Below are 21,618 nucleotides of genomic sequence, written 5' to 3' on the forward strand. Positions count from 1 at the left end.
GACTTGACTCGCTGCGGACTCAAACGCAAAGTTTTCAGGTTGAGCATGAGCTTTATGAATGCATCCGCGCCGCCTCACTCCTTCAATGTCGTTGCTGGTGGCGTTCGAAGCGGCCGCCCGGCATCTCAGCTTCACGCGCGCGGCGAACGAATTGTCGCTCACTCAAAGCGCGATAAGCAGGCAGGTTGCTGCGCTCGAAGCTCTCTTGGAAGTCACCCTCTTCCATCGCGAAGGGCGGCAGATCGCGCTCACAGAAGTCGGCGCCATGTATCAGCGCGAACTCTCGGGCGCGTCGCAACGCGTGCGGAGCGCTTCGCTCCAAGCGATGGCATATCGGAACGGACGCGGCTCGTTGCACCTTGCCGCCCTTCCTACCTTTGCAAGCAAATGGCTTATGCCGCGCCTGAAGGATTTTTATCAAAGGCACCCGGACGTATTGATACACATCCACTCTCGAATCGGTCAGTTCGATCTTGAGCTCGCCGGGATGGACGCTGCGATCAGCGTCGGAGATGGATATTGGCGCGACTTGGCCTCCTATCAACTGATGGATGAGCAACTTCTTCCGGTCATCAGCCCAGCTTTGGCCGCAGGCAAGCCGATCAACACACCGGCTGATCTTGCGCGCCACCTCCTGCTTGTGGTGACGGGCAGACCGTTGGTCTGGCGGCAATGGTTTCATCGCCATGAACTTCCTGATGCTGCCATGCGACTGGGACCTCAGTTCGAGCTGACATCGCATCTCGTTCAAGCCGTTGCGGCGGGACTTGGTGTTGGGCTTGTGCCGAGTTGCCTGGTGGAAGACGAATTACGGGATGGCTCATTGACGCTGGCGATCGACTCTCCGTTGCAAACCGGCCTAGGTTATTACCTTTTCGTATCGCCTTTAAAGGCGAACCTGCCGCACGTCTCCGCGTTCAAATCATGGCTCTTGGAAATGAGATCTCATGCGAGCTCTCACATTTGAAAGCTCGAATTCGCCTCAGTCTGATGAACGATCGCGCGTGAGACTAGTCCCTTCCAGAGGACAGGTCTCCATTCCGATAAGGAATAACACTTTATCGCTCCTCAAATCCGCATCGGTCGTGAGGCGGCGTGAGGTTCTCTGGAGCGGTATAACAACAGGCCGCTGATCATCCCTTTCCGCTAGGGCTTGATACGCGACCGGCGCGGCGCGCCATACTCTGGCGCGCCACGGTTTTCGTCCAGAATTAGACCGCCGCCGGCACCACATCGGCGTGCCTCGGATAGTCGATGTAACCTCGCCCGTCGCCGCCGTAGAACGTCGAACGGTCGTAGCGGGTCAAAGGCAAATTGCGCCGGAGTCGTTCGGGCAGATCGGGGTTGGCGATGAAGTGGCGACCGAACGCGACGAGATCGGCGTCGCCGGCCGCGACGATGGCGGCGGCACTCTCACCAGTGAAACCGCCAGCTGCGATCAGGGTGTGGCTGAATTTTTTCCGCAGATGCTGGGCTGCGATCGGAGCCTGGCCCTTGGCGATCTCCTCGATGCCCTTGATACGCGGTTCGACCACGTGAAGGTAGGCGATGCCCAATCGATCGAGCTCGGTCACGACATAACCAAAGGTCGCGGCCGGGTCGCTGTCCGACATCGAACCGTAGGTGCCGCTCGGCGCAATGCGGACACCCACGCGATCGGCGCCCCAAACGGAGATCGCAGCTTGCGTTATCTCCAGCAGGAAACGAGCGCGATTCTGGATCGAGCCACCATATTCGTCACTGCGTTTGTTGGTGCCATCTTGCAGAAACTGGTCAGGCAAATAGCCGTTCGCACCATGGATCTCTACGCCATCAAACCCGGCGCGCAGTGCGCGCTCGGCGCCGGCACGAAACTCCTCGATAATCCCTGGAATCTCTTCCAGCGCGAGCGCACGCGGCATCGAGAACGGGACCTCGCCTTCTTTGGTATAGGCATAGCCTTCTGCCGCGATCGCCGACGGCGCGACCGGCGGCTCGCCGTTGGGCTGCAGATCGGTATGTGACTGTCGGCCGACATGCCACAGTTGCAGGAAGATCCGGCCGCCCCTGGCATGGACAGCATCGGTGACGCGACGCCATCCATCGATCTGATGATCCGAATAGATGCCCGGCGCGCCGGCATAGCCGTAACCACGGACCGAGACCGGAGTAGCCTCGGAAATGATCAGGCCACCTTTCGATGCACGTTGCGTGTAATACTCGATCATCAGTTCGCTCGGAGCGTCGCCTGGATCAGACCGCATTCGCGTCAGCGGCGCCATCACGATACGGTGGGAGAGTTGGTAGGGACCAATCTTGGTCGACGAGAACAGCTCGCTCATGGTTATCTCCTTCAGGTGGATGACGACAGCCGATGGTCGCTGGACGCAGCGCCCCATCAGCCGCCTCTCGGGAAGTGCGATGGGATCGCAATCGCGCTTCCTGTTTTCCGCTATCAGACCTTGACCGCGGCCGCCCGCTGCAGGACCGGGATCATGTCTTCCGGCTCGGGCCGATGCGTGTAATCAGGGTTCACTTCGGAGTAGAGGATCGTGCCGTCCTGGCCGATCACGTACCGGGCCGGCATCGGCAGGGTCCAGTTCGGATCGTCGTTGAACGTGGGCAGATCGTTCTTGAGGTTCTTGTAGAGCTCGGTCAGATAGTCGGGCAGATCGAACCGCAGGCCAAACGCGGCACCGACCTTGCCCTTCGTATCCGACAGAATCGGGAAGGAGAGCTTGTTCTGACGCACCGACTTGCGGCTGTTCGGCGCGGTCTGCGGCGAGATCGCGAGCAGCGAGGTGCCGTACTCGTCGAACGCGGGCTTGACAGCCTCCAGCGCCCGCAATTCCATGTTGCAGTAGGGGCACCAGACGCCGCGATAGAAGCTGACGACGAGCGGGCCTTTCTTCAGAAGTTCATCCGAACTGACGATGTTGCCTTCGGGATCCTTCAGCGAGAAGGACGGAGCCACGTCTCCGGCTTTCTTGGCGCGCTTCGCGGCGCCGGAGGCGATCAGCTCGGCGGTGGCGCGATGCATAGTCTCGATCACGGAGCGAGGAACGTTATACGGCGGCTTGCCGGCTTCGAAATCAGCCTTGAAAGCATCGAGTTTGGCTTGCAGTGACATAGTCGGTTCTCCTTTGGGTTTCGCGTGGGGGCCTATGGATCGAACTCACACGAAACAACCTAAAGGAGACCGGCATGGAGGGTAGCGAGGCCGTTGGACTAGACCCTATTCCGCCAGGGAATAGAGACTTTAGCAGCCACGGCAAATGACCAGCTTTCGATCGAGCTGGGCATCGAGATCCTGTTGCTGGCGCTCCCAGGCCGACAGAACCTCGCTCTGGGGAACGTCCGCCCGTCCAGGTTGCCGACGACCGATATCGGCGCGGGCCAGGGCGAATGCGAGGAAAGAACGGCTGGGTTGTTTTGATCGGACGCTGCAGCAGGCGAAAGTAGACCGTACAGGACAACGCCGGCAACAAGAGCTGCGGCAAGGCTCGTCGAGTGATTCTTGTTCGAGGTGGACATGCTGTGACACTCCTTCTCGCGGGCTCAGGATGGGCAACTCCGCTTACGGGGTCACTTTACTCAGCGCTCCGAAACACTGAATGCTAGGTAGGATCGAAGAGATGCTCGTTCGTCTCGCCGATTCGGCGGACGGGCATTCATCGCGATTTAATCCCAGTTTTCGATTACAGGTTAAAGCTGCGTTCGAAGAAATCGACAAAAGCCCTTGCTTTCGCGGTCGCCGCTCGCCCGGTCGGAAATACCGCCCAGAGATCGAGAGGCGGAAGACTCCATTCCGACAGTACCGCATGCACGGCGCCAGAGCGCAGTTCCGGGCTGAACATCCATTCGGATGCAATGGTAAGCCCGGCATGGGCAAGCACCGCGGCTCTAACGCCTTCGGCTGCGGTCACCTTCAACCGGCTTTGAACCTTGATCGCCGCTTCAGGACTATCGCGCCGAAACGACCACACGCTGCCTTCGCCTTGCAGATACACGACAGCCTGATGCTTGCTGAGATCGGCCGGCGTCGCGGGGGTGCCGGCGCGCTCCAAGTAGCCAAGCGTACCCAATACGAGTCGCTTGCATCGACCGATGCGGCGGACTGTCAGCGCCGAGTCTGGCATTTTTCCCATCCGCAACCCCAGATCGATACCCTCCTGCACGAGGTCGATCTGGCGGTCGTCGAGCACGACTTCCAGGCTGAGGTCCGGGTGTTGAGCGAGGAATTGCGGCAACAGCGGAATGAGGTGAATGCGAGCAAATGTGACGGCGGCGCAAACGCGCAGCCGTCCCTTCAGCCCGGTGCCGGCGCCGCGCGCGGCGAACTCCGCCTCGTCGGCCTCCTCGATCGCGCGCTTGGCGCGTTCGAAATAGCCCGAGTCCAGCCTCGGTCGGTGTCAACCCGCGTGTCGAACGAGTGAGCAGCTTGACGCCCAGATAGTTTTCAAGCTGGGCAACCGTCTTCGAGACCGCAGGTTGCCCGATGCGAAGCTGCCGCGCGGCGCCGGAGAAAGACCCCGTCTCGACCACGCGGATGAAGGTCTCCATCGAAGCCAGGCGATCCATCGTATTCTCCCCTATTCTTCCTGGGAATGAGCGATATTGCCCAGTCCTGTCTGCCACGGCAGCGGAAAATTGGCCATGTCTTAGCACGACCCAAGCGGGGCTTGGGCGAGGACGGAGACGACCGATGATCCCCTACAGAGAATTTCACGCCGACCGCTCCGAGGCTGCGTCAGCCGCTTTCCGCTCCGGACGGCGCACGAAAAGCATTGTCGCCCGTGCGGTACGGACGCTCAACCTGACCGTTGCCGATGCGTTCTATGCCTACGCTGCGACAGGTAGCGCCTTTGCAACGCTGATGCTGCTCGCCGCGCCGCATCTGGAGGTATTCGTGCGCTGCATCTTCCACGGGAAAGGATGAGCCAGCGCCCTGGGATGGTTAGCTCTGTCGGGACAAAAATGGGAGCTGGTACAAGCGGCCGGCTGCATCGAGATCCTCGACCCTCCAATCACCGCCAATGCCATCGATCATCCACCTCAGGAGCGCCCAGAGGTCGGTATCGATGTCTTCCTCGTTGGCTCCAATGCGTCGGCGAGCGCGTAGATTTCGATTCCGACGGGAAAATGCTCACCGCTGCGACCAACGAACACGAGCGAGTAGATCATCCCGGAAGGCGCGCGAACATAACCCGGCCGCGACAGGCCCCCAGTATCGAGCGAGAAGCGCCGAATGAAAAACTCCCGAAATTCCGGGTAATGGCCGACGCAATCTTCCGCGAGTACGAGTGCTGTTCATTTGCCATCGTGGCTAGGTCTTTCGATGACTTCGATCTCGGTCATGGCTTGCTCTCATCAATACGATCGAGGAAGTCGTTGATCTTCTCCGCGATCTCGGCCCTGAATCCTCCTGGAGGAAATGACGGCCGGTGACCAGCTCAGGACCCTCGGCGTGCGGCAACAGGCCAACAATATCGGAAATTTTGATTTCTTGAGCTCACGTTCGAGCCATTGAAACCGCTCGAGACCACGCGCGGTGTCATCAAGCGGAATCCAGCGTGGCCAGGCCCATGTGAGGAGGCGCGATCCCGGATCGGGCAGGATGCCCACATTGGAAAAAACATCCGCACGAGACGTCCGTCTGCGTGACCATACTCACGGATCGTCGTTGCGGCATTTGCGGCTCCGAACGGATGCTCGCTGCTCACGACGATATTGCCGTTTGGCCCGATCGCAAGATCGAGCGGACTAAGGCAAGACCCTTTGACGCCTCAGGCTCTCAATGGCGGCGATCAGCGACTTTGCCGAGTCCATTCTCTCGGCAAATCCGAACTCGTTGAGCTTGTTGACGTCCGAGATGACGTCCGACTCGGTATGAAAAACAAAATCGCCAAACGGCCAACCGACGAGTTTTGACAGATCCGGCTGCACCAAGCCGTGCCGTTCAGCAATCCTCCTCCAGACCGGACACTTGTCGGCCATATGCTGCGCCAGCTTCAGTGGGACCGGCGGCGCCACATCGAGAGCGAGTTGCCGGGCGATATCCTCCCACATTCGCTCCCAACGAAAGACGTCCCCGTTGGTGATATTGAAGGCCTCGCCCGAGACCCCATCCTCCGTTGCCGCCCACACGCTCGCCCTCGCAAGCATGCCCGCATCGGTGAACTGAGCAAGTTGCTGGTAGGCCTTATCGGTCCCCGGAAATCGCAGAGGGATGCGCAGTTCTCGCGACAACTCGGCGAAAACACCGATCACCAGCGCAATATTCATTGGATTGCCAAAGATATCTCCCACGACGACGTCTGGAATGAGAGCAACATTGTCCCAACTCGCGCTCGCTGCTCGGGTCTTGAGCTGTGCCCGCTGCGAAAGATAAACGTTGGGAGGCATGTGCGGCGGATCGCTTTCTCGGGCCGGCGTCCTAACATTCGCGCCGAGATGAATACCGTAGATTTTGAACCCCTCGTAGCTGACGACCCGCCTAAGCGGCGCCCCGACCGTATTGAGGCTGTCCAGCAGGTTACCAAGCATCTGGCCATTCCGCTCGGCTTCAACGGACAGGCTGGGGTCCGGACTCAGAGCTGCGTAAAAAAGATGCGTGGTGTCATTGGCGAGCCTGAGTGCAGCCGCGACCGCGTCCCGATCTAGAAGATCGACGGTGATTGTCTCGGTCCCGGTAATCGGCCGGCGCGCAAGCGTACGCACCCTCCAACCCTGACGCTCTAATTCCATGACCACTGAGTGGCCGATGATGCCGCTCCCCCCCGCGACGAGGGCAACGCGGCGCGCACCGCTATTCGCCATATCGAGCCTCCTGATTGCAACCCAAAAGCCGTTCACACACTCAAAGCGCGCTCAATCCGCCATCGACGACCAGATCTTCGCCGGCAACGTAGCTGCTCTCGTCGGAGGCCAGGAATAGTGCAGCGGCGGCAATCTCCGCAGGATGACCAAGGCGGTTACAGTCGCGAGTCGAGCGGCTGGCTTCAGCTTGCCAGGCGCGCTCGACTCGGAGCCCTCCATGAAGGCATCAGGCGGCATCTGCGCGGGGCGATTCGTGTAGTTCGAGATCAACTTGGTCGCAGCAAGAACGAGCACGTCGAGCACCGCACGATTGTCGTAGCCGGCAAGGCGCGCCGGCGACATGAAGCATTCCATTTGGGAATAAACTTGCCCGGAGAGCTTGGCGCGGATTCGCTTCGGTGGCGAGTTAAACGTTCTATAATTTTGTTAATCACGGGTCGCTTCGGATGTCGAGAAGACATACCCAGAAGAGCAGGCGGGATGCGCAAACCGCGTGTCCGGACGCTCTCGTCAATTCCGCCGGCAAGCGAACTCGCTGAACCTTGTAAAAAGGGTGCTAACCCGCGCTTGGCACCTGCCCAGCGATGATGCAGGTACTGGTCAGCCGCGACGTGGCAATCGCAGCGGGCTGCCTCTTAGGCGTTCGCATTGGCACGGCTTCGAAACCTGTCTTCGGCAACGCCGGCGCCAGCTATTTCCTGGGCATCTCGGAGTGGACATTCGGGACCCTGTTGCTCGCCCGCTTCTGCGACAAGCAACTCGGTATCCTCGGCGCCCTCGGCTCGACCGGCACCTTCGTCGCAACGGTCACGATCATTCCGATCATGCCGGAAAGCTGGGACGTCGCTGCGGGAGGATTCCCAGCGATGACCGGCAATGTTCCCCTTTCTCATGAAGGACGTCGTTCTGCTCGCCGTGTCGCTCTATCTGCTGTGTCAGGACGTGCTTCGGCTGATCCGGCGATGAAGTCGCAGATATTCATACAACTCGGCAGCTCGCCGGTAAGCGCGAAGCTTGACCGCAAGTTCGTCCTGAGCAAAACCTTCAACTTTTACATCCGGCACCTAGCAAGAAGGTCCTTTGCCGCGAGCCTGGGCAACAGAGAGCCGACTCGCTACGCGCGAACGTATTGATGTCGATGACATCGGCTGACATTTAAGGAAACTGTCGATGCTGGGTGCACATGTTGAGGTAGGCCGATGTTACGCCTCAACTGTAAGACGCCGGGTCAGCCGACGAGGGATGTACTGGCCCAACATCCAAGACCTATGATCTCCGCATGTCCTTGTCAGTCAGCGATGCGCAGGGTCTGATCGGGTAAGCATAAAGGTCAGGCGATGTATGTATGGGGCCGCAAACAGAACGATCGGCAACATCGACGCCCAAGACACCAGCCAGGATCGAAGCCAATAGCTCAGAAACAATCCTCCTGACGCAATACCGGCGCTGGCGATTGCTGCAGCGATCGCGCTCGTCAACCCTGACTGAATAATACCAAACAGGAAATGAGCATATCGACGCGGGCCGGGTAACATCGACAGGCCTTTCAGTCTTAGCGGGCGATCATGCGACGCGAGGCTGCGCTGCGTACTGTCGACGCTTTGAATTCGACGGCGCGTATCCTGGTTGACCCGTGGTCTCTTGATCAGGCCTTAGGTTGCAGGGGCGAGCGCCGTCACACGGGCGACGGCTTGCTGGACTGCTGGCCGGTCTGCGACTTCTCCGTACCAACGCAAGACATTCGCGTACCCGGCGAGATCAACGCCTGCGAATTCCCGTCGCCAGATCCAACCGAAATGGGCGATGTCGGCGATCGTAAAGTCATCGCCGGCAGCGAACCTTGACGACGCCAGCATGCCATCGAACACGTTCATCACGCGCGCCGCTTCAGCGCTGAAGCGCGTGAGCGCGTGCGGAATCTGTTCAGGCGCGTGCTTCTGGAAATAGCCGGCCTGGCCGAATGCCGGTCCAATGCCCGTTACGTGGAAGAATATCTGCTCGAAGACGCGCGCACGCTCCTCGCCGTCTCTGGGAAGCAGCTTCCCGGTCTTCTCTGCCAAATAGATGAGGATCGCCGATGACTCCGTGAGCACGAAACGAGTACCCTTGGGGCCCGCAGGGTCCACCAGCACGGGAACCTTCCCGTTAGGATTGATCACTTTGAACGCTGGTTCTTTTTGTTCGCCCTTGCGAACGTTGATCGGCCTCAGCGTGTATTCGAGTCCCATTTCCTCTAATGCGACCGGCACTCGGATGCTGTTGGGCGTTGAAAATGCGTATACTTCAAGCATGAGAATCGTATTCCTTTCGGGATTTCCACCGCGCGGCTTCAACGGCTGACTGTTGCGGTGACAACGCTGACGAAGTTACTTGCGCCGGAACTATGCGACTAGGTGCGGCAGGAGACTAAGACCAATTCTTGACTGGAATGGATGAGGTTACTAGCTGGCTGCTACCCGCCCATTCGTTGGGCTTGACGCGATTTTCAGAATCCGAACCCACCGCGTGAAATAGATCGACGAATTGTTCGTGCGTATTATCTCACGAACTACGGCCTCTCCACCTGGATGCCGACGGTTTACCGCACCGTACCTTCTAACGAGAGGTTACCTCAAATGCTTTGCTAACGCTCATTCCCATTTGGAATAAATCTTATTTCGCGACACGGCAGTCCAGCCGACCTCCCGGTCGAAGAACTGACCGATGCCTGGCAGCTCCGCGCGGTCGCAATCGACCATCGGATGGAGTCGAAAGGTCTGCAGCCGCAGCGATCGAGCTCGACGTCGGGTGGTCCGACTGTCTCCAGTTCCACCGAGGCGGAGGCTGGTCTTATCGTTCGCGAACTGCTTCACAGGATCCACAATGACTTCACCTGCCTCATGAGCACGACGATGTGCGCTTCCCTGAACGTAGTGGAGCCGCAGGCGCGGTCCACGATCGCTGCCATCTCGGATGCCATCCTTGCTCATGCGCAGGTCTATCGCTTGCTTAAGTGTCTAGAAGGCGACGCCATGATCGACGCGACGATCTACATGGAAAATCTATGCCTCGCGACAAGCCGGTCGAAACTAGCGGACTGCGCATCAACCTGACTCTGGTAGCTAATCCGGCCTGGGGAACGCGACTGTCGTTGATATGTAATGGCAGGCTTCCAGCTTTTTTTACAAGAATTCACAACGTTAAATTTGTTCTCAGATGACGACCGCGTAAATCTAGGTCGTACTCAGAGCACAGAAACACGGCAAGCCGGACGGCGGCCGCGAAGCCTCACTCTCTTATGGAGTCGATCACGCTCTATGGATTCGATTTCTTTAGTCCGCACGGCTACGACACGATTTATCGCGAGGGCAGGAAAGTGCCCGGTTCCGAAAGCCGCAGCGCGCGTAGAGCCTCCGTTTTTCGCATCGGACTCTCTGGGCCGATTCGCGATTTCGCTATTTGCGATACTTGTCGCGCTCGGCTTTGTCGCCCTAGCGGCACAACGCTGGAACGAATGGACAGGGCATGAGAGGGGTCAGGTTACCGATGACGCCTATGTTCGCGCTGACCTGACGCGGTTGAGCAGCCGGGTAGCTGGCCAGGTGCTGACGGTCGCCTTTCTGGATTTCCAGCGAGTGAAAGCGGGCGACGTGTTGATTCAAATCGATCCCGCGGACTATCAGGCCCAGGTCGATCAGGCCGACGCCGGCGTGATCGGCACGCAGGCGGCGCTTGAAAATCTGAGTAACCAAATCGAGCTGCAATATGCGACCATAGCGCAAGGAGAAGCAGCGCGCGCCTCCGCCGAAGCGCTCGAGGTGGAGGCGCAGCAGGAGGAGCAACGCCAGCAATCATTGGAACAAACCGATGCCGGCACGCGGCAACGGTTCGAGCAGGCGACTGCGGCCTATGCCAAAGCGCAGGCCGACGTGAAGGCGAGCCGCGCGGTGGTCGCCGCGCAACACCATCAGCTCGAAGTGTTGCAGGGAATGAGGAAGCAGCGCGGCGCCGATGTCGAAGCCGCCAAGGCGGCGCTCGCGGCGGCAAAGCTCAGGCTCGGCTATACCAAAGTCGTCGCGCCGTTCGACGGCGTTACCGGTGAGCGGGAAGTGCAGCCTGGCGATTACGTCAATATCGGGACCAACCTGATCAACGTGGTACCGCTACCAAACGTCTACGTGATCGCGAATTACAAGGAAACCCAGCTCACGCATGTGAAGCCAGGTCAGCCCGTCGAAGTCACGGTCGACAGTTTCCCGAAGCAAATCTTGGATGGTCGTGTCGAGCGAGTTTCGCCGGCAAGCGGATCGCAATTTGCGCTGCTGCCGCCCGACAATGCCACTGGCAATTTCACTAAGGTAGTGCAGCGCATCCCCGTGCGCATCGCGTTTGATAAGGGCCAGCCGCTGCTGGAACGTCTGTTACCGGGCATGTCCGTTACCGCCAGAATCGATACCGGCGATGGCGAGAAGTGACGACCATGATCGTGGTCCGGTATCGCGCGGAGGAATTGGGCCGCGACCTGTGTTCGCTGTCGGCGCGGTGCTGCTTGGCGCTTACCTCGCTAATTTCGACAGCCGACTGACCACCGTCGGCCTACCCGATCTACGTGGTGCCTTTTCCCTCGGCTTTGACGAAGGCGCCTGGCTTTCGACGGCAGGCATCGGCTCGCAGATATTCGTTGCCCCGTCGGTGGCGTGGCTGGCGACCGCATTCGGCCTCCGGCGAGTGCTGGGAATCCCAAGCCTGGCCTTTGCGCTGATCTCGCTTGTCCTTCCTTTCGTGCATGATTATGCCACACTGATCGCGCTCGGCGTCATGCATGGCATGCTGATGGGGACCTTCGTGCCGGCGACGCTGATGATCATCTTCCGCAACCTCCCGATAAGGTGGTGGCTGCCGGCGATCGCGCTCTATTCGATCCGGGTCGGCTTCGCGTACGACAGCGGTTCGTCGCTGGTCGGATTCTATGTCGAGCACTGGGGCTGGCCGTGGCTGTATTGGCAGGGCGCGGTGATTGCGCCGCTGATGGGCTTGATGGTCTATCTCGGCACGCCAAGCGAGCCGGTGAACCGGGAGCTCATGAAGAATGCCGACTGGGGCGGCATGCTTCTGCTCGGCACGTCAGTGTCGATGGTCTATGCCGGGCTTGATCAGGGCAATCGCCTCGATTGGTTGGAATCGGGCACTGTCGTGGCGCTGCTGCTCGGCGGCGGAGTGCTATTCGTCGTCTTCGTGATCAACGAGCTCTGTGTTCGCGCGCCATGGGCACACGTCGACGTACTGTTCAATCGCAATATCGGCCTCGCACTCCTAGCCATTCTGCTCTACACGCTAACGGGACTGTCCAATTCAACGCTGGTGCCGAACTTCCTCGCGGCGGTGACGGAGCTTCGGCCCGAGCAGTCCGGAGCACTGTTGTGGACTTACGGTGCGCTCCCGATGTTCGTGCTGGTGCCGATATCCATCTATCTGCTCCGGCATTTCGACGCGCGCACCATCGTTGTAGTCGGATTCTCGGCATTTGCTGCAGCCAATCTCTGGGGCACGCGATTGACCCACGACTGGGCGCGCAGCGATTTCATCGACATCGTGGTGCTGCAATCGGTCGGCCAAGCTTTCACGCTGCTGCCGCTCATCCTTATCGAGGTGTCAAATTCCGATCCAACGCGCGCTACAGCCTTTGCTGCCTATACCCAGATCTCGCGGCTCGGTGGCGCCGAGATCGGCGTGGCGTTGATGGGCACTTGGCTACGGGTCCGCGAGCAGGTGCATTCGAATTTCCTCGGTCAGCACGTCGAAAGCGGCAGCATCGACGTTACACACGCGTTGCAGCAGCTCGCGCAGGGCTTTGCCAGCCGCGGAGCGTCGATCGCGCCGGAACGGGCTCTCGGGATCCTGGCGGCGTTGGTTCAGCGCGAGGCCAATGTGCTCGCCTATATCGACGGCTTCTGGCTCTGCTTCTGGCTGGCGATCCTCGGGTTGCTGATTGTGAGCCTTATGACTCCCGCGCCGCACGGGCCGTTCACGCCGGTCCCTTTCGGCGTCGCCAAAGCCATCTGGCGCCGAAGCGGCGTGGAGGTGCGCGCGTTGCCTGGGCCAACAGAGGATGTCTGACGCGCTCAGCGTCCGAGCTCCTCGGCGCTAGGACATTCCACTAAGACATAAGTGTTAGTCGCAAGGAAGGGCTTCACCGACCGCACTGCTTCTCCCACATCGCCAGCCCAGGAGCATTCTTCGGAGGATCGGATGAAAGTTTTTATGACGGGCGCAACGGGCTATGTAGGGAGCCGCGTCGCTGACACACTTTTAGCTCAAGGCCATCAGGTTATCGGGCTCGCGAGGTCCACGGAATCGGAAGCCGCTTTAGGGCGGCGAGGGATCGAGCCTGTGCGGGGCAATCTGAACGATGCCGACATTATGACCGCGGCTGTTCAAGCCGCCGGCGCCGTGATTCACACCGCGTTCGTCATCGAGCGTGATCCATCGGCATCGGTCCGTGCCGAGGGCGAAGCGCTTGCGGTATTGCTGTCCGCGGTCAGGGGTACCAACAAGCCTTTAATCTCCACGAGCGGGACGGCGGTCCTGGGCGACACCGGGACCTCGATCTTCGACGAGCAGACCCTGATCGCGCCTCACGCCCGCGGGCAGCGTATCGAAAATGAGGAAATGGTGCTCGGAGCTCGAGACGCACGCGGGATCGTCCTGAGGCCGCCAAACGTCTATGGGCATGGCGACGGCCACCAGACATTCGATAAGCTCCGGCATGCGGGGCAAAAATTCAAGGCTATTCCCTACGCCAGCGGCACCGGCGACAATCTGTGGTCAGCCGTACACGTCGATGACCTAGCCGATCTTTACGTCCTCGCTCTTACCCGATCGGATGGCCAGCAGCTCTACCTTGCGGGTGCGCAATCCGGCGTCAAAACGCGCGACATCGCAGTAGCGCTGAGCCGCAGCATGAGGTGGGACGGCCGCACCGTGGAACTTCCTATCGAAGAGTTGAGGGCTGCTGTCCCGCTACCGGTGTTCGCGGACTATTGGGCGACGAACAGTCAGTCTTCATCAGAGAAAGCGAAGCGCTTGCTTGGCTGGAAGCCCAGCAGGCTCGATATGCTCGGCGACATTGAGAGACTTCGGCCACCGGCCGGGTAACTGCTAGACACTGGTCGCATAGGCGTCTACCCGGGACTTGCGATCTTGTGTACGGTGATGCTATGCGCAGGGGCCCCCGCTGCCCGCAAGCAGCGTAGCTGATGTCATTAGACCGCCGGAGCGACCATTTGAGACGCATACGTCGACTAACTCGCGGGGTCGGGCCTTCGCCGACAAGCTCGATCTTTCTACGATTGATGCGCGCACCTCAAGCAGCGTGGTGAACAGATTAGATTGCTCTGGGAACGGGTGACGAAAACCGCTTCCGTAGCCTTTCACTTTTGCCTCCTCGCATCGCTAGTCGTAGCTTTCGCCCCGCCGGCGGCTCGCGGTGCTCGAGCGCCGTCGTCTTCTCGGCGGAGGTCTTTCGATGACATCGAAGCATCGCAGTAAGTCGGCCGTATGTTCATGTAGTCCTGCCTCCTCGTGGAGCGCTGCGAAATAGCATTCTGCTAGTCAAGGACTCTCACCTAGCGGGGCGGCTCAGCCGTGTAAATCTGCGCCTCCACTCTGGAAGAATATCTCGGGGTCAGGCAACGATGTCGGTGCGCGCTATCGCCGCGGCGTCGTCGTGGCCCAGGTGGGCGATCAGACGGTCGACGACCGGCGACCAGCGCTTGACCGTTGAGGGCGCGAGTTGGGCTTCCTTCGCATAGGATTCGAAGATCGGCCGCAGCGGCGTCGGCGCCTGCGCCGGAATCCTGGGCGGGCCGCCGGCCGCGTTCGGCCCGACGGGTGGCGGTCCGACGGGCGACGATCCCGCCGCCGCGCAAGCCGGCTCCGCCGCGGCGGCGCAAGCCGGTCCGACCGCGGCCTCGCATTCGAAGCGCGCGCGGACCTGTCCGCGAGCATCCGCGGTCGCGGCGTCGATCCCCGACCACGCACGCTCGAGCCGCGCCGCCTCTTCGAGATTGCGTATCCGTGCGATGACGGGGTCGCGGGTTCGAAGCGAGAACTTGATCTCGCTCTTGCCCACGGACGGCTTCAGGTCGCGGGCTCCGGAGAGACCAGTCGGCGCTACTGTCGCATATCGCATGATCACAAGGAACGATGACACGTCGACTATCTGTTGGTTCAGAACGAGATAGCGCCGATCGCATGAGCGTCGTCATCCCCGGCCGCATACATAGCAAACCTTATCCGCAGGCAAAAACCTCGTCAGTGGAGAACTTGTCCGAGATCAACTCGGGACCATTAGCGCCGATCAGCAGCATGTCCTGGATGTGCCAATGGTTGATATGGGGCTCCATCGCTATCACCATGCCCTCCTCCAGCCGCCGCGGATTGTCGCGCGAGATCACCGGCTCCTGCTGGTGCCACCAGGCGCCGACGCTATGGCCTGCCAGCATCGACTTGTAGGCCATGCCCTTGGCGGCGAAGCGTTCGACTACGAACTGATAGACCTCGCCGGCGGTGCGGCCGGGCACCAGCTTCTCATTGGCGGCACGGTAGATGTCGCGGATCACGGTGTATTCGCGGCGTTGCTGCTCCGACGGCTGGCCGACCACCGCGCAGCGCGACTGGTGACCGGGGTAGCCTTTCACGTAAGCCACGTAGTCGGTACGGATCGCATCGCCGGCAGCGAAGGCGAAGTCGCTCTCGCCGCCATAGGAGACCGTGTTGCGCGAGGAGTTGAGAATGCCGTGGGTGAATTCCGAACCGTGAGACAGGCAATAGGCCATCAACGCCGCATGCAGATCGCGCTCGCGCATGCCGGGCCGCACGGTGGGAAAACACGCCAGGAACGCGTCGTCCAGCATGTCGGCCCCGAATTTGAGGCGCGCGAGCTCCGCCCTGGTCTTCACGGCACGCACATGATCCATCAGCGCCACGCAATCGGCGGTATGCATGCGCGGCAGCTTGCCACGTAAAGCCTCCCAATCGGCTGCGTTGATGAAATTGGTCTCGAAGCCGAGCTTGCCGTCGGCGAGCCCCATCTCGTTGATGGTCTTGGCCAGGCGCTCGATCGGCGGCTCGACGTAGCCTTCATAGACGTCGAAATGCTCGATGAAGGAATCGCGTTCCGGCAGATCTTTTGCGATGGCATTGACGACGATGTGCGGCTCACCCTTGCGCGGCCAGACCAGGTAGACGCCACGCGGCGAGTCCGCGAGATCGAGATGGCGCGCCAAAGTGCCGGGATAGGCGAAGCCCGCGAGATAGGTGAAATTGATGCCGGCGCGCGCGACGATGGCATCGAGACCCTGCGCATCCATCTCCCGCTCGAGCCGGGCAATCTGCACGAAGTCCTTGGCGGCGGCTTTCATTGTTAATTCTCCATGGTGTGAAAGACGGCTCCGCAGCAATCAAATGCGGTACCGCCGGTACGGCGCGGGTTAAGTTCGATCCGGTTCGACCAGTCTGAGGAAGCGTTGGGTGCGTTCCTGCGTCGGCCGGTCGAGCACCTGCTCCGGCGGCCCCTGCTCGACCACCTGGCCCTCGTCCATGAAGATCACGCGGTCTGCAACCTCGCGCGCGAACCGCACCTCGTGCGTGACGATTATCATCGTCATGCCGGCTTCGGCGAGACGGCGAATGGCGGCGAGCACCTCGCCAACCAATTCCGGATCCAGCGCCGAGGTCGGCTCATCGAACAGCATGAGCCGCGGCGAGATCGCGAGCGCGCGGGCGATCGCCACGCGTTGCTGCTGGCCGCCGGACAGCCGATGCGGTAGATGATCGGCATGACCGGCGAGCCCGACCGCGCTCAACAGACTCATGCCGAGCGCTCGCATCTTTTCGGCAGGCTCGCCATAGACCCGGATCGGCGCCTCGATGATGTTCTCGAGCGCGGTCAGATGATCGAACAGGTTGAAGTGCTGGAACACCATTCCGATCCGCGCATCCGCCCGCGCCTTGGCGAGATTGCGCGTCGGCATCAGTCCGCCGCCGGGCTTCCTGGCGTAACCGATGTATTTTCCGTCGACGGTGATCTCGCCCCAATCGAGCGGCTCCAGATGATTGATCAGCCGCAGCAAGGTGCTCTTGCCCGAGCCGCTGGGCCCCATCAACACGACCACCTCGCCACGTTGGATGCTGAGATCGATGCCGCGCAGGATCTCGCGAGAGCCATAGGACTTCTGCACGTTCTGCAGCACGACGAACGGTGCGTCCTGCACCGATGGCTCTGATGGTCCAGCTTTGATAGTGTCCGTCCACGCGGCCGGGGACGTGGAAGACGGCGGCATGGCTTTGGATTTGCGTTCGCCGTCGTTGTTGAAATTGCGTTCGAGATAAAACTGCGCGATTGCGACCGCGCTGGTCAGCGCTAGATAGATGATACCGGCGGCCGCGAACACGGTGAAGAATTTGAAGTTCTGGCCGACGATCTGCTGAGCGCGGAAGGTCAGCTCGTTGACGAATATGACGGAGGCGATCGAGGTACCCTTGATCAGAGAAATGATCTGGTTGGCCATCGCCGGCAGGATCGCGCGCATCGCCTGCGGCAGGATGATGCGCCGCATGGTGAGGAACGGCCCCATGCCGAAGGATGCCGCCGCCAGTGCCTGCTTACGGTCGACGGAAAGAATGCCGCCGCGGATGATCTCGCCGCAGAACGCGGCTTCGTTCAGCGTGAAGCCGAGCACCGCGGTGGTGAAGCTGTCGAGCCTGACGCCGACCGCGGGCAGCGCGTCGTACAGGAAGACTAGTTGAAGGATCAGCGGCGTGCCGCGCATGAACCAGATATAAAGCCACCCTGCCCCGCGCACCGGCACCAACGGCGACAGCCGCATCAGCGCGAGGCCAAGACCGAGCACGATGCCGCCGACCATCGCCAGCGCGGCGATCTTGATCGCGTTGACCGCGCCCTCGAGCAGGAAGGCCGAGAAGACGTAAGTCAGCACCTCCATGACCGGCTCGGGAAGCAGTTCGGCATGGAAGCCCACGCCTGCTGCGACCAGCGCAATCAGAACGGCCAATCCACCCAAGGCAGCGGGACCGGAGACCAGCTTCTTCTCGACCGTCGCCGCCTCGTTCATTGTACTTATCCGCACAGCTTGACGGTCGCGTATGCGACGGCCCGCGCCGCGGTCACCAAATCCGACAACAGCACACGCTCATCCGCCGTCGGCCATTCGTGATAGATGCGGATGTCGCCGGGACCATATTGGACGGTGGGGATGCCCAGGCTTGCGACGATATTGCCGTCGCCGACATTGCCGAGCCGGCCCCAGCCACCGACCGAGGCCACCGAGCCCGACGCGCGCGTCTGCCCCTCGGCGAGCGCCGTCACCAGCGCATGATCGGACCGACACGCCATCGGCTCCTGGCACCAGCCGTTCTCGGTGCCCTTCGCCGGCAGCTCGAATGAATAGTTGAACGCGGGGTGCTCGCGTTTGATGTCCTCGAGCAACCGAGCCAAATCCGCCGTCACGGTTTGCGGCGTCTGCCCCGGCACGGTGCGGAACTGCAGCAGGAGCTCGGCCTGCCGGCTGTGCAGCCCGGACAGATTCTTCTGGTAATAGTGCTCCTTGTGGAACGTATCGAAGGTGTGGGTCGGGAAACCCGGCAGCTCCGGATGGGGCGTAAAGGTCATCCAGCTCCCTTCCGGGATCGGATCGAGACTGGCTCCGATGCGGCGGACCACCTCGCAGAGCTGCTCGATCGGATTCCAGTATTGCGCCTTGGCCTCCGTACTGTAGCGAAAAAACAGTTCGGGCGCCTCGACCCTAATCCGCACCATGACAATTCCAACGCACACATTGGCGATGGTGTTGTTGGAATGCTCCATATTGATGCAGAGATCGGCGCGGACGCCGCTCTTGAGCAGCGCGCGGGTACCGGCGCCGCCGAGCTTGTGCGCGACCACAGGACATAGCAGCACGTCTCCCTTCAAACGGGTGCCGGACTTGATCACCGCTTCCAGACCACAGAAGGCCGCCGCGAGGCCGCCCTTGTCGTCGTGGGCGCCCATGCCCCAGACCCAGCCATCCTCGAATTTGGCGCCGTAAGGATCGACCGACCATCCGGGCATCTCGACGCCCGGATCCATGTGCCCGTTGAGCATCAACGACGGACCGCCGCCGATGCCACGCCACGTGCCTACCGGCTGCCGGCTCGTGGATGACGGATTGAACGGATGCGGCACCTCCATCATGGTCACGTCAAGACCGATGTCGGTCATCCGCTCCGCCAGATGATCGGCGATCGCCTGCTCCTGGAAGGCGGAGCTTGGGATGCGCAGCAGCGCCTGCTCGATCTCCAGCACGCGGCTGGGATCGACGCGCTGCTGCACGGTCGTCAGTTCAATCAGCATCTTGTTTTTCCTGTAGACCACGCATGCGACCGATCACTCGGTCAGCACCGTCGGATCGGTCGTGAGGCTGTAGTCGACGTGGTACTTGTCGTAGATCGCCTTCTCGGTGCCGTTGGCCCTGATCGCCGAGAGACCATCCTTGATGGCCTTCACGAGATCCGAATTGCCTTTCGCGGTACCGACCGAAATCTTCGCGCCGGTGACGACGTCGAACGCGCTCTGCACCTTATCGGGGCTGGAGGCGACCATGCTGTCGCCGACGAATTTGTTGACTGCCGCCAGATCCGCACGCCCGCTCTGGACGAGGCGTAGGCTGCTCGGCATGTCCTGCGACAGGATGAGGGTCACGGCAGGCTTGCCGGCCGCCAGACATTTGGAGTTGGCCTCACGCAACATCGCTTCCTGCGTGGTGCCGAGCTGCGTGGTCGCGTTCAGCCCGCAGAGATCTGTAAGAGCGTGGACATTGTTCGGATTGCCCTTTGCGACCAGCATGCCGGTCGCCGCATTCATGTAGACGACGAAATCGAGCTTCTTGGCCCGTTCCGGCGTGTAGAGCAGCGTATCCCACATGATGTCGATCTGACCCGCCATCGCTGCCGGGATCAGGCCGGACCAGGCACCGATGGTGAAATCGATCGGCGCGCCGACACAGGCGAAGGTCGCGCGGGCCAGATCGGCATCGAGCCCGACCAGCTTGTTGAAGTCCTTGGGATCGCGCTGGCTGAACGGAACGCTCTCGCCGTCCTGCCCGATCTTGATGGTCTTGCCAGCGAGCGCTGGATACTTCGCCGCGAGCTTGGTGGGCTCACAGCCGGCGTCGTCTGCGCGTGCCGGCGTCAGGGCAAATGCGGAGAGAAGCGACAGCATGAACACGAAAATTGTGCCGAGCGGCAGCAATCCATGAAGATTGCGCATGAATTAGGTACCTTCATCGAAGAAATAACCCGGCATCTGAATATTGTACTTGCTGTTCTGCGAATACAAATGAAAGATAGACATTCGATACATGCATATCGTTTATGATTCGAAATGGATTCGCGTCATCTTGAGACACTTCTATGGGTGGTGAGGCTCGGCGGCATTGGCGCTGCCGCCCAACACCTCAATGTGACCCAGCCCGCCGTGACCCGGCGCATCCAGGAGCTTGAGCGTGAGCTCGGGGCCAAGGTGCTTCAGCGGCAGGGCCGCAACGTCGCCCTGACGCCGCTCGGCCAAAGCTGCCTGGAGCGCGCCGAACGTATCCTGTCCGAGGTCGCGATGATGAAGGTCGCGGCCGGCGGCGACGCCGCGGTCGGCACCATCCGGGTTGGCGTAGTCGAGAGCATCGCATTGACCTGGTTCCAGAGCTTTGTTGCCCGCATCGAGCGGCGCTATCCGAAGGTACGCTTGGAGATCGACGCCGATCTCGCCGGCGGTCTCGCCGCCAAATTGACCCGACGCCAGATCGACATCGCGCTCCTTCCCGGCCCCGTCGACCTGCTGGGATCGGTCCGCATTTCGCTCGGAAGCTGCACGCTGAAATGGCTCGGCCATCCGCGCTTCCATTCGCAGGATCACAGTTTGACGGCAGCGGAGCTCGCAGACCTGCCGACTATCGGCATGCCGCAAGACGCCAGCGTCTATCATCTGATGGTGAGCTGGTTCGAGGAGGCCGGCATCAGCCCACGCTTCATCCATCGCTGCAACAGCTTCAGTGTAATGTCCCTGCTGGTCCGGCGCGGCATCGGTATCAGCCTGCTCCCGGCTGAACTGTTCACCGAAGATCTCGCCGCCGGGACGCTGAAAATCCTGATCGATCATCCCAAGAGCAATGACATGGAGTATTCGGCCGCCTATTTGCGCGCCACCGACAACCCACTGGTCCCGCAATTGGCTGCACTGGCGCGTGAGGAAAGCTGGTTCTTGGGGACGCCGCGCGGGCGCACCGACCAACGCGGCATCGAATTTCCGCTGCGGCTCTGAGGATGTACCTGCAGCCAGCCGGACTCGAACAGCGGCATCGCGGTCGGCCAGGCACTGACGCTGGCGCCTTTAAGCGCCGCTCCACAGCGTGGCGGCACAGCATGCGGCAGCGGTCTCAGGCATCTCGAACTTGATCCTCTTGCGCGCCGCAAACCTGGCCGTTCCGAGTCTCGCCCCGAACGAAGGATATCGTTTCTCGATACAATAAGAACTCCGCTCTTAGTCCCGCACCCTTCTGCTAATATCATCTTCGCGCGCCAACAACCTGGCGCGGTCCGCTAGGTAAGCACGGATCGTCTCCACCTCGTCTTCGTTGAGACGCCCGGTCATGTTAGGCATTCCTGGCTTTCCAACACACCCTCCGGGCACTATCGATCGGAAGGCTTCACCACCAGCAATAGCGGACGATCGCCTCAGACGGGGAAAACGCCGACGGAGATGGCCAAGAAGCCGTGGGCGAGCAATAT

At 60.9% G+C, this 21,618-nt stretch carries 21 protein-coding genes and 1 pseudogene; 8 read left to right on the plus strand and 14 right to left on the minus strand.

The genetic code is table 11. The features are described 5' to 3' along the window. The first annotated feature begins 58 nt into the window (after positions 1–58). Positions 59–967, plus strand: coding sequence for a LysR substrate-binding domain-containing protein (locus tag ACP2YO_RS42135; protein ID WP_426437076.1), 909 nt, complete (start codon positions 59–61; stop codon positions 965–967). A gap of 244 nt (positions 968–1,211) precedes the next feature. On the opposite strand, the gene ACP2YO_RS42140 is transcribed toward ACP2YO_RS42135, so the two are convergent. From ACP2YO_RS42140 to ACP2YO_RS42155, 4 genes and pseudogenes are all read right to left on the minus strand, one after another. Beyond that, on the minus strand, positions 1,212–2,321 hold the full coding sequence (locus tag ACP2YO_RS42140; RefSeq protein WP_426437077.1) for an alkene reductase: 1,110 nt from the start codon (positions 2,319–2,321) through the stop codon (positions 1,212–1,214). A 113-nt stretch (positions 2,322–2,434) separates the two neighbouring features. Continuing rightward, complete coding sequence (locus ACP2YO_RS42145; RefSeq protein WP_426437078.1) at positions 2,435–3,109, minus strand: peroxiredoxin-like family protein; 675 nt, start codon at positions 3,107–3,109, stop codon at positions 2,435–2,437. A 568-nt stretch (positions 3,110–3,677) separates the two neighbouring features. Beyond that, positions 3,678–4,379, minus strand: a complete 702-nt coding sequence (locus ACP2YO_RS42150) for a substrate binding domain-containing protein (protein WP_426443450.1) — start codon at positions 4,377–4,379, stop codon at positions 3,678–3,680. A 55-nt stretch (positions 4,380–4,434) separates the two neighbouring features. After that, positions 4,435–4,560 (minus strand): annotated as a pseudogene (locus tag ACP2YO_RS42155) (LysR family transcriptional regulator); the annotation flags it as partial. 124 nt (positions 4,561–4,684) lie between these two features. Here ACP2YO_RS42155 and ACP2YO_RS42160 point away from each other — a divergent pair. Then, positions 4,685–4,918 carry a hypothetical protein gene (locus tag ACP2YO_RS42160; RefSeq protein WP_426437079.1) on the plus strand — a complete coding sequence of 78 codons (234 nt, stop codon included), beginning with the start codon at positions 4,685–4,687 and terminating at the stop codon, positions 4,916–4,918. An 824-nt stretch (positions 4,919–5,742) separates the two neighbouring features. On the opposite strand, the gene ACP2YO_RS42165 is transcribed toward ACP2YO_RS42160, so the two are convergent. After that, positions 5,743–6,798 carry an SDR family oxidoreductase gene (locus ACP2YO_RS42165; RefSeq protein ID WP_426437080.1) on the minus strand — a complete coding sequence of 352 codons (1,056 nt, stop codon included), beginning with the start codon at positions 6,796–6,798 and terminating at the stop codon, positions 5,743–5,745. 40 nt (positions 6,799–6,838) lie between these two features. Then, the gene (locus ACP2YO_RS42170) at positions 6,839–6,931 is read right to left on the minus strand and encodes an SDR family oxidoreductase (protein ID WP_426443451.1); all 93 of its coding nucleotides are present in this window, start codon (positions 6,929–6,931) and stop codon (positions 6,839–6,841) included. Positions 6,932–7,382: 451 nt separating this feature from the next. On the opposite strand from ACP2YO_RS42170, the gene ACP2YO_RS42175 reads away from it, so the two are divergent. Further along, positions 7,383–7,931, plus strand: a complete 549-nt coding sequence (locus ACP2YO_RS42175) for a DUF417 family protein (RefSeq protein ID WP_426437081.1) — start codon at positions 7,383–7,385, stop codon at positions 7,929–7,931. A 159-nt stretch (positions 7,932–8,090) separates the two neighbouring features. Here the strand turns inward: ACP2YO_RS42175 and ACP2YO_RS42180 are convergent, their stop codons facing one another. The 3 genes from ACP2YO_RS42180 to ACP2YO_RS42190 all read right to left on the minus strand — a co-directional run bounded on the left by ACP2YO_RS42180 (position 8,091) and on the right by ACP2YO_RS42190 (position 9,767). After that, a complete protein-coding gene (locus ACP2YO_RS42180) occupies positions 8,091–8,333 on the minus strand; it encodes a DUF2798 domain-containing protein (RefSeq protein WP_426437082.1) in 243 nt (80 codons plus the stop codon). 117 nt (positions 8,334–8,450) lie between these two features. Then, positions 8,451–9,089: a glutathione S-transferase family protein gene (locus ACP2YO_RS42185; RefSeq protein WP_426437083.1), complete on the minus strand. Its 639-nt coding sequence runs from the start codon at positions 9,087–9,089 to the stop codon at positions 8,451–8,453. Positions 9,090–9,428: 339 nt separating this feature from the next. Next, positions 9,429–9,767: a hypothetical protein gene (locus tag ACP2YO_RS42190; protein ID WP_426443539.1), complete on the minus strand. Its 339-nt coding sequence runs from the start codon at positions 9,765–9,767 to the stop codon at positions 9,429–9,431. On the opposite strand from ACP2YO_RS42190, the gene ACP2YO_RS42195 reads away from it, so the two are divergent. The 4 genes from ACP2YO_RS42195 (at position 9,690) to ACP2YO_RS42210 (ending at position 13,932) form a co-directional block, all read left to right on the plus strand. Beyond that, positions 9,690–9,890 carry a hypothetical protein gene (locus tag ACP2YO_RS42195; RefSeq protein ID WP_426443452.1) on the plus strand — a complete coding sequence of 67 codons (201 nt, stop codon included), beginning with the start codon at positions 9,690–9,692 and terminating at the stop codon, positions 9,888–9,890. The genes ACP2YO_RS42190 and ACP2YO_RS42195 overlap by 78 nt on opposite strands. A gap of 204 nt (positions 9,891–10,094) precedes the next feature. After that, positions 10,095–11,252 carry an HlyD family secretion protein gene (locus tag ACP2YO_RS42200; RefSeq protein ID WP_426437084.1) on the plus strand — a complete coding sequence of 386 codons (1,158 nt, stop codon included), beginning with the start codon at positions 10,095–10,097 and terminating at the stop codon, positions 11,250–11,252. Then, positions 11,239–12,894, plus strand: a complete 1,656-nt coding sequence (locus tag ACP2YO_RS42205; RefSeq protein WP_426437085.1) for an MFS transporter — start codon at positions 11,239–11,241, stop codon at positions 12,892–12,894. The genes ACP2YO_RS42200 and ACP2YO_RS42205 overlap by 14 nt, the downstream gene beginning before the upstream one ends. A gap of 132 nt (positions 12,895–13,026) precedes the next feature. After that, positions 13,027–13,932, plus strand: coding sequence for an NAD-dependent epimerase/dehydratase family protein (locus tag ACP2YO_RS42210; RefSeq protein ID WP_426437086.1), 906 nt, complete (start codon positions 13,027–13,029; stop codon positions 13,930–13,932). A gap of 529 nt (positions 13,933–14,461) precedes the next feature. Here ACP2YO_RS42210 and ACP2YO_RS42215 read toward each other — a convergent pair. The 5 genes from ACP2YO_RS42215 to ACP2YO_RS42235 all read right to left on the minus strand — a co-directional run bounded on the left by ACP2YO_RS42215 (position 14,462) and on the right by ACP2YO_RS42235 (position 20,104). Next, complete coding sequence (locus ACP2YO_RS42215) at positions 14,462–14,989, minus strand: DUF6538 domain-containing protein (RefSeq protein WP_426437087.1); 528 nt, start codon at positions 14,987–14,989, stop codon at positions 14,462–14,464. Positions 14,990–15,068: 79 nt separating this feature from the next. Further along, positions 15,069–16,199: a M24 family metallopeptidase gene (locus tag ACP2YO_RS42220; RefSeq protein ID WP_426437088.1), complete on the minus strand. Its 1,131-nt coding sequence runs from the start codon at positions 16,197–16,199 to the stop codon at positions 15,069–15,071. A gap of 69 nt (positions 16,200–16,268) precedes the next feature. Then, a complete protein-coding gene (locus ACP2YO_RS42225; protein ID WP_426437089.1) occupies positions 16,269–17,912 on the minus strand; it encodes an amino acid ABC transporter permease/ATP-binding protein in 1,644 nt (547 codons plus the stop codon). A 5-nt stretch (positions 17,913–17,917) separates the two neighbouring features. Beyond that, a complete protein-coding gene (locus ACP2YO_RS42230; RefSeq protein WP_426437090.1) occupies positions 17,918–19,189 on the minus strand; it encodes a M20 family metallopeptidase in 1,272 nt (423 codons plus the stop codon). Positions 19,190–19,222: 33 nt separating this feature from the next. Beyond that, entirely contained in the window at positions 19,223–20,104 is an 882-nt protein-coding gene (locus ACP2YO_RS42235; RefSeq protein ID WP_426437091.1) for an ABC transporter substrate-binding protein, read from the minus strand. Positions 20,105–20,218: 114 nt separating this feature from the next. On the opposite strand from ACP2YO_RS42235, the gene ACP2YO_RS42240 reads away from it, so the two are divergent. Then, positions 20,219–21,151, plus strand: coding sequence for a LysR family transcriptional regulator (locus ACP2YO_RS42240; RefSeq protein ID WP_426437092.1), 933 nt, complete (start codon positions 20,219–20,221; stop codon positions 21,149–21,151). Positions 21,152–21,618 lie beyond the last annotated feature (467 nt).

Source organism: Bradyrhizobium genosp. P (assembly GCF_049949265.1).
Taxonomy (GTDB): domain Bacteria; phylum Pseudomonadota; class Alphaproteobacteria; order Rhizobiales; family Xanthobacteraceae; genus Bradyrhizobium.

Coding starts and splice junctions, on each gene's coding strand:
- ACP2YO_RS42240 (WP_426437092.1), top strand. CDS start 20,219: ATGGATTCGCGTCATCTTGAGACACTTCTATGGGTGGTGAGGCTCGGC.
- ACP2YO_RS42230 (WP_426437090.1), bottom strand. CDS start 19,189: ATGCTGATTGAACTGACGACCGTGCAGCAGCGCGTCGATCCCAGCCGC.
- ACP2YO_RS42145 (WP_426437078.1), bottom strand. CDS start 3,109: ATGTCACTGCAAGCCAAACTCGATGCTTTCAAGGCTGATTTCGAAGCC.
- ACP2YO_RS42175 (WP_426437081.1), top strand. CDS start 7,383: ATGATGCAGGTACTGGTCAGCCGCGACGTGGCAATCGCAGCGGGCTGC.
- ACP2YO_RS42225 (WP_426437089.1), bottom strand. CDS start 17,912: ATGAACGAGGCGGCGACGGTCGAGAAGAAGCTGGTCTCCGGTCCCGCT.
- ACP2YO_RS42190 (WP_426443539.1), bottom strand. CDS start 9,767: ATGAGCAAGGATGGCATCCGAGATGGCAGCGATCGTGGACCGCGCCTG.
- ACP2YO_RS42235 (WP_426437091.1), bottom strand. CDS start 20,104: ATGCGCAATCTTCATGGATTGCTGCCGCTCGGCACAATTTTCGTGTTC.
- ACP2YO_RS42165 (WP_426437080.1), bottom strand. CDS start 6,798: ATGGCGAATAGCGGTGCGCGCCGCGTTGCCCTCGTCGCGGGGGGGAGC.
- ACP2YO_RS42200 (WP_426437084.1), top strand. CDS start 10,095: ATGGATTCGATTTCTTTAGTCCGCACGGCTACGACACGATTTATCGCG.
- ACP2YO_RS42180 (WP_426437082.1), bottom strand. CDS start 8,333: ATGTTACCCGGCCCGCGTCGATATGCTCATTTCCTGTTTGGTATTATT.
- ACP2YO_RS42205 (WP_426437085.1), top strand. CDS start 11,239: ATGGCGAGAAGTGACGACCATGATCGTGGTCCGGTATCGCGCGGAGGA.
- ACP2YO_RS42210 (WP_426437086.1), top strand. CDS start 13,027: ATGAAAGTTTTTATGACGGGCGCAACGGGCTATGTAGGGAGCCGCGTC.
- ACP2YO_RS42140 (WP_426437077.1), bottom strand. CDS start 2,321: ATGAGCGAGCTGTTCTCGTCGACCAAGATTGGTCCCTACCAACTCTCC.
- ACP2YO_RS42220 (WP_426437088.1), bottom strand. CDS start 16,199: ATGAAAGCCGCCGCCAAGGACTTCGTGCAGATTGCCCGGCTCGAGCGG.
- ACP2YO_RS42160 (WP_426437079.1), top strand. CDS start 4,685: ATGATCCCCTACAGAGAATTTCACGCCGACCGCTCCGAGGCTGCGTCA.
- ACP2YO_RS42195 (WP_426443452.1), top strand. CDS start 9,690: ATGTGCGCTTCCCTGAACGTAGTGGAGCCGCAGGCGCGGTCCACGATC.
- ACP2YO_RS42185 (WP_426437083.1), bottom strand. CDS start 9,089: ATGCTTGAAGTATACGCATTTTCAACGCCCAACAGCATCCGAGTGCCG.
- ACP2YO_RS42135 (WP_426437076.1), top strand. CDS start 59: ATGCATCCGCGCCGCCTCACTCCTTCAATGTCGTTGCTGGTGGCGTTC.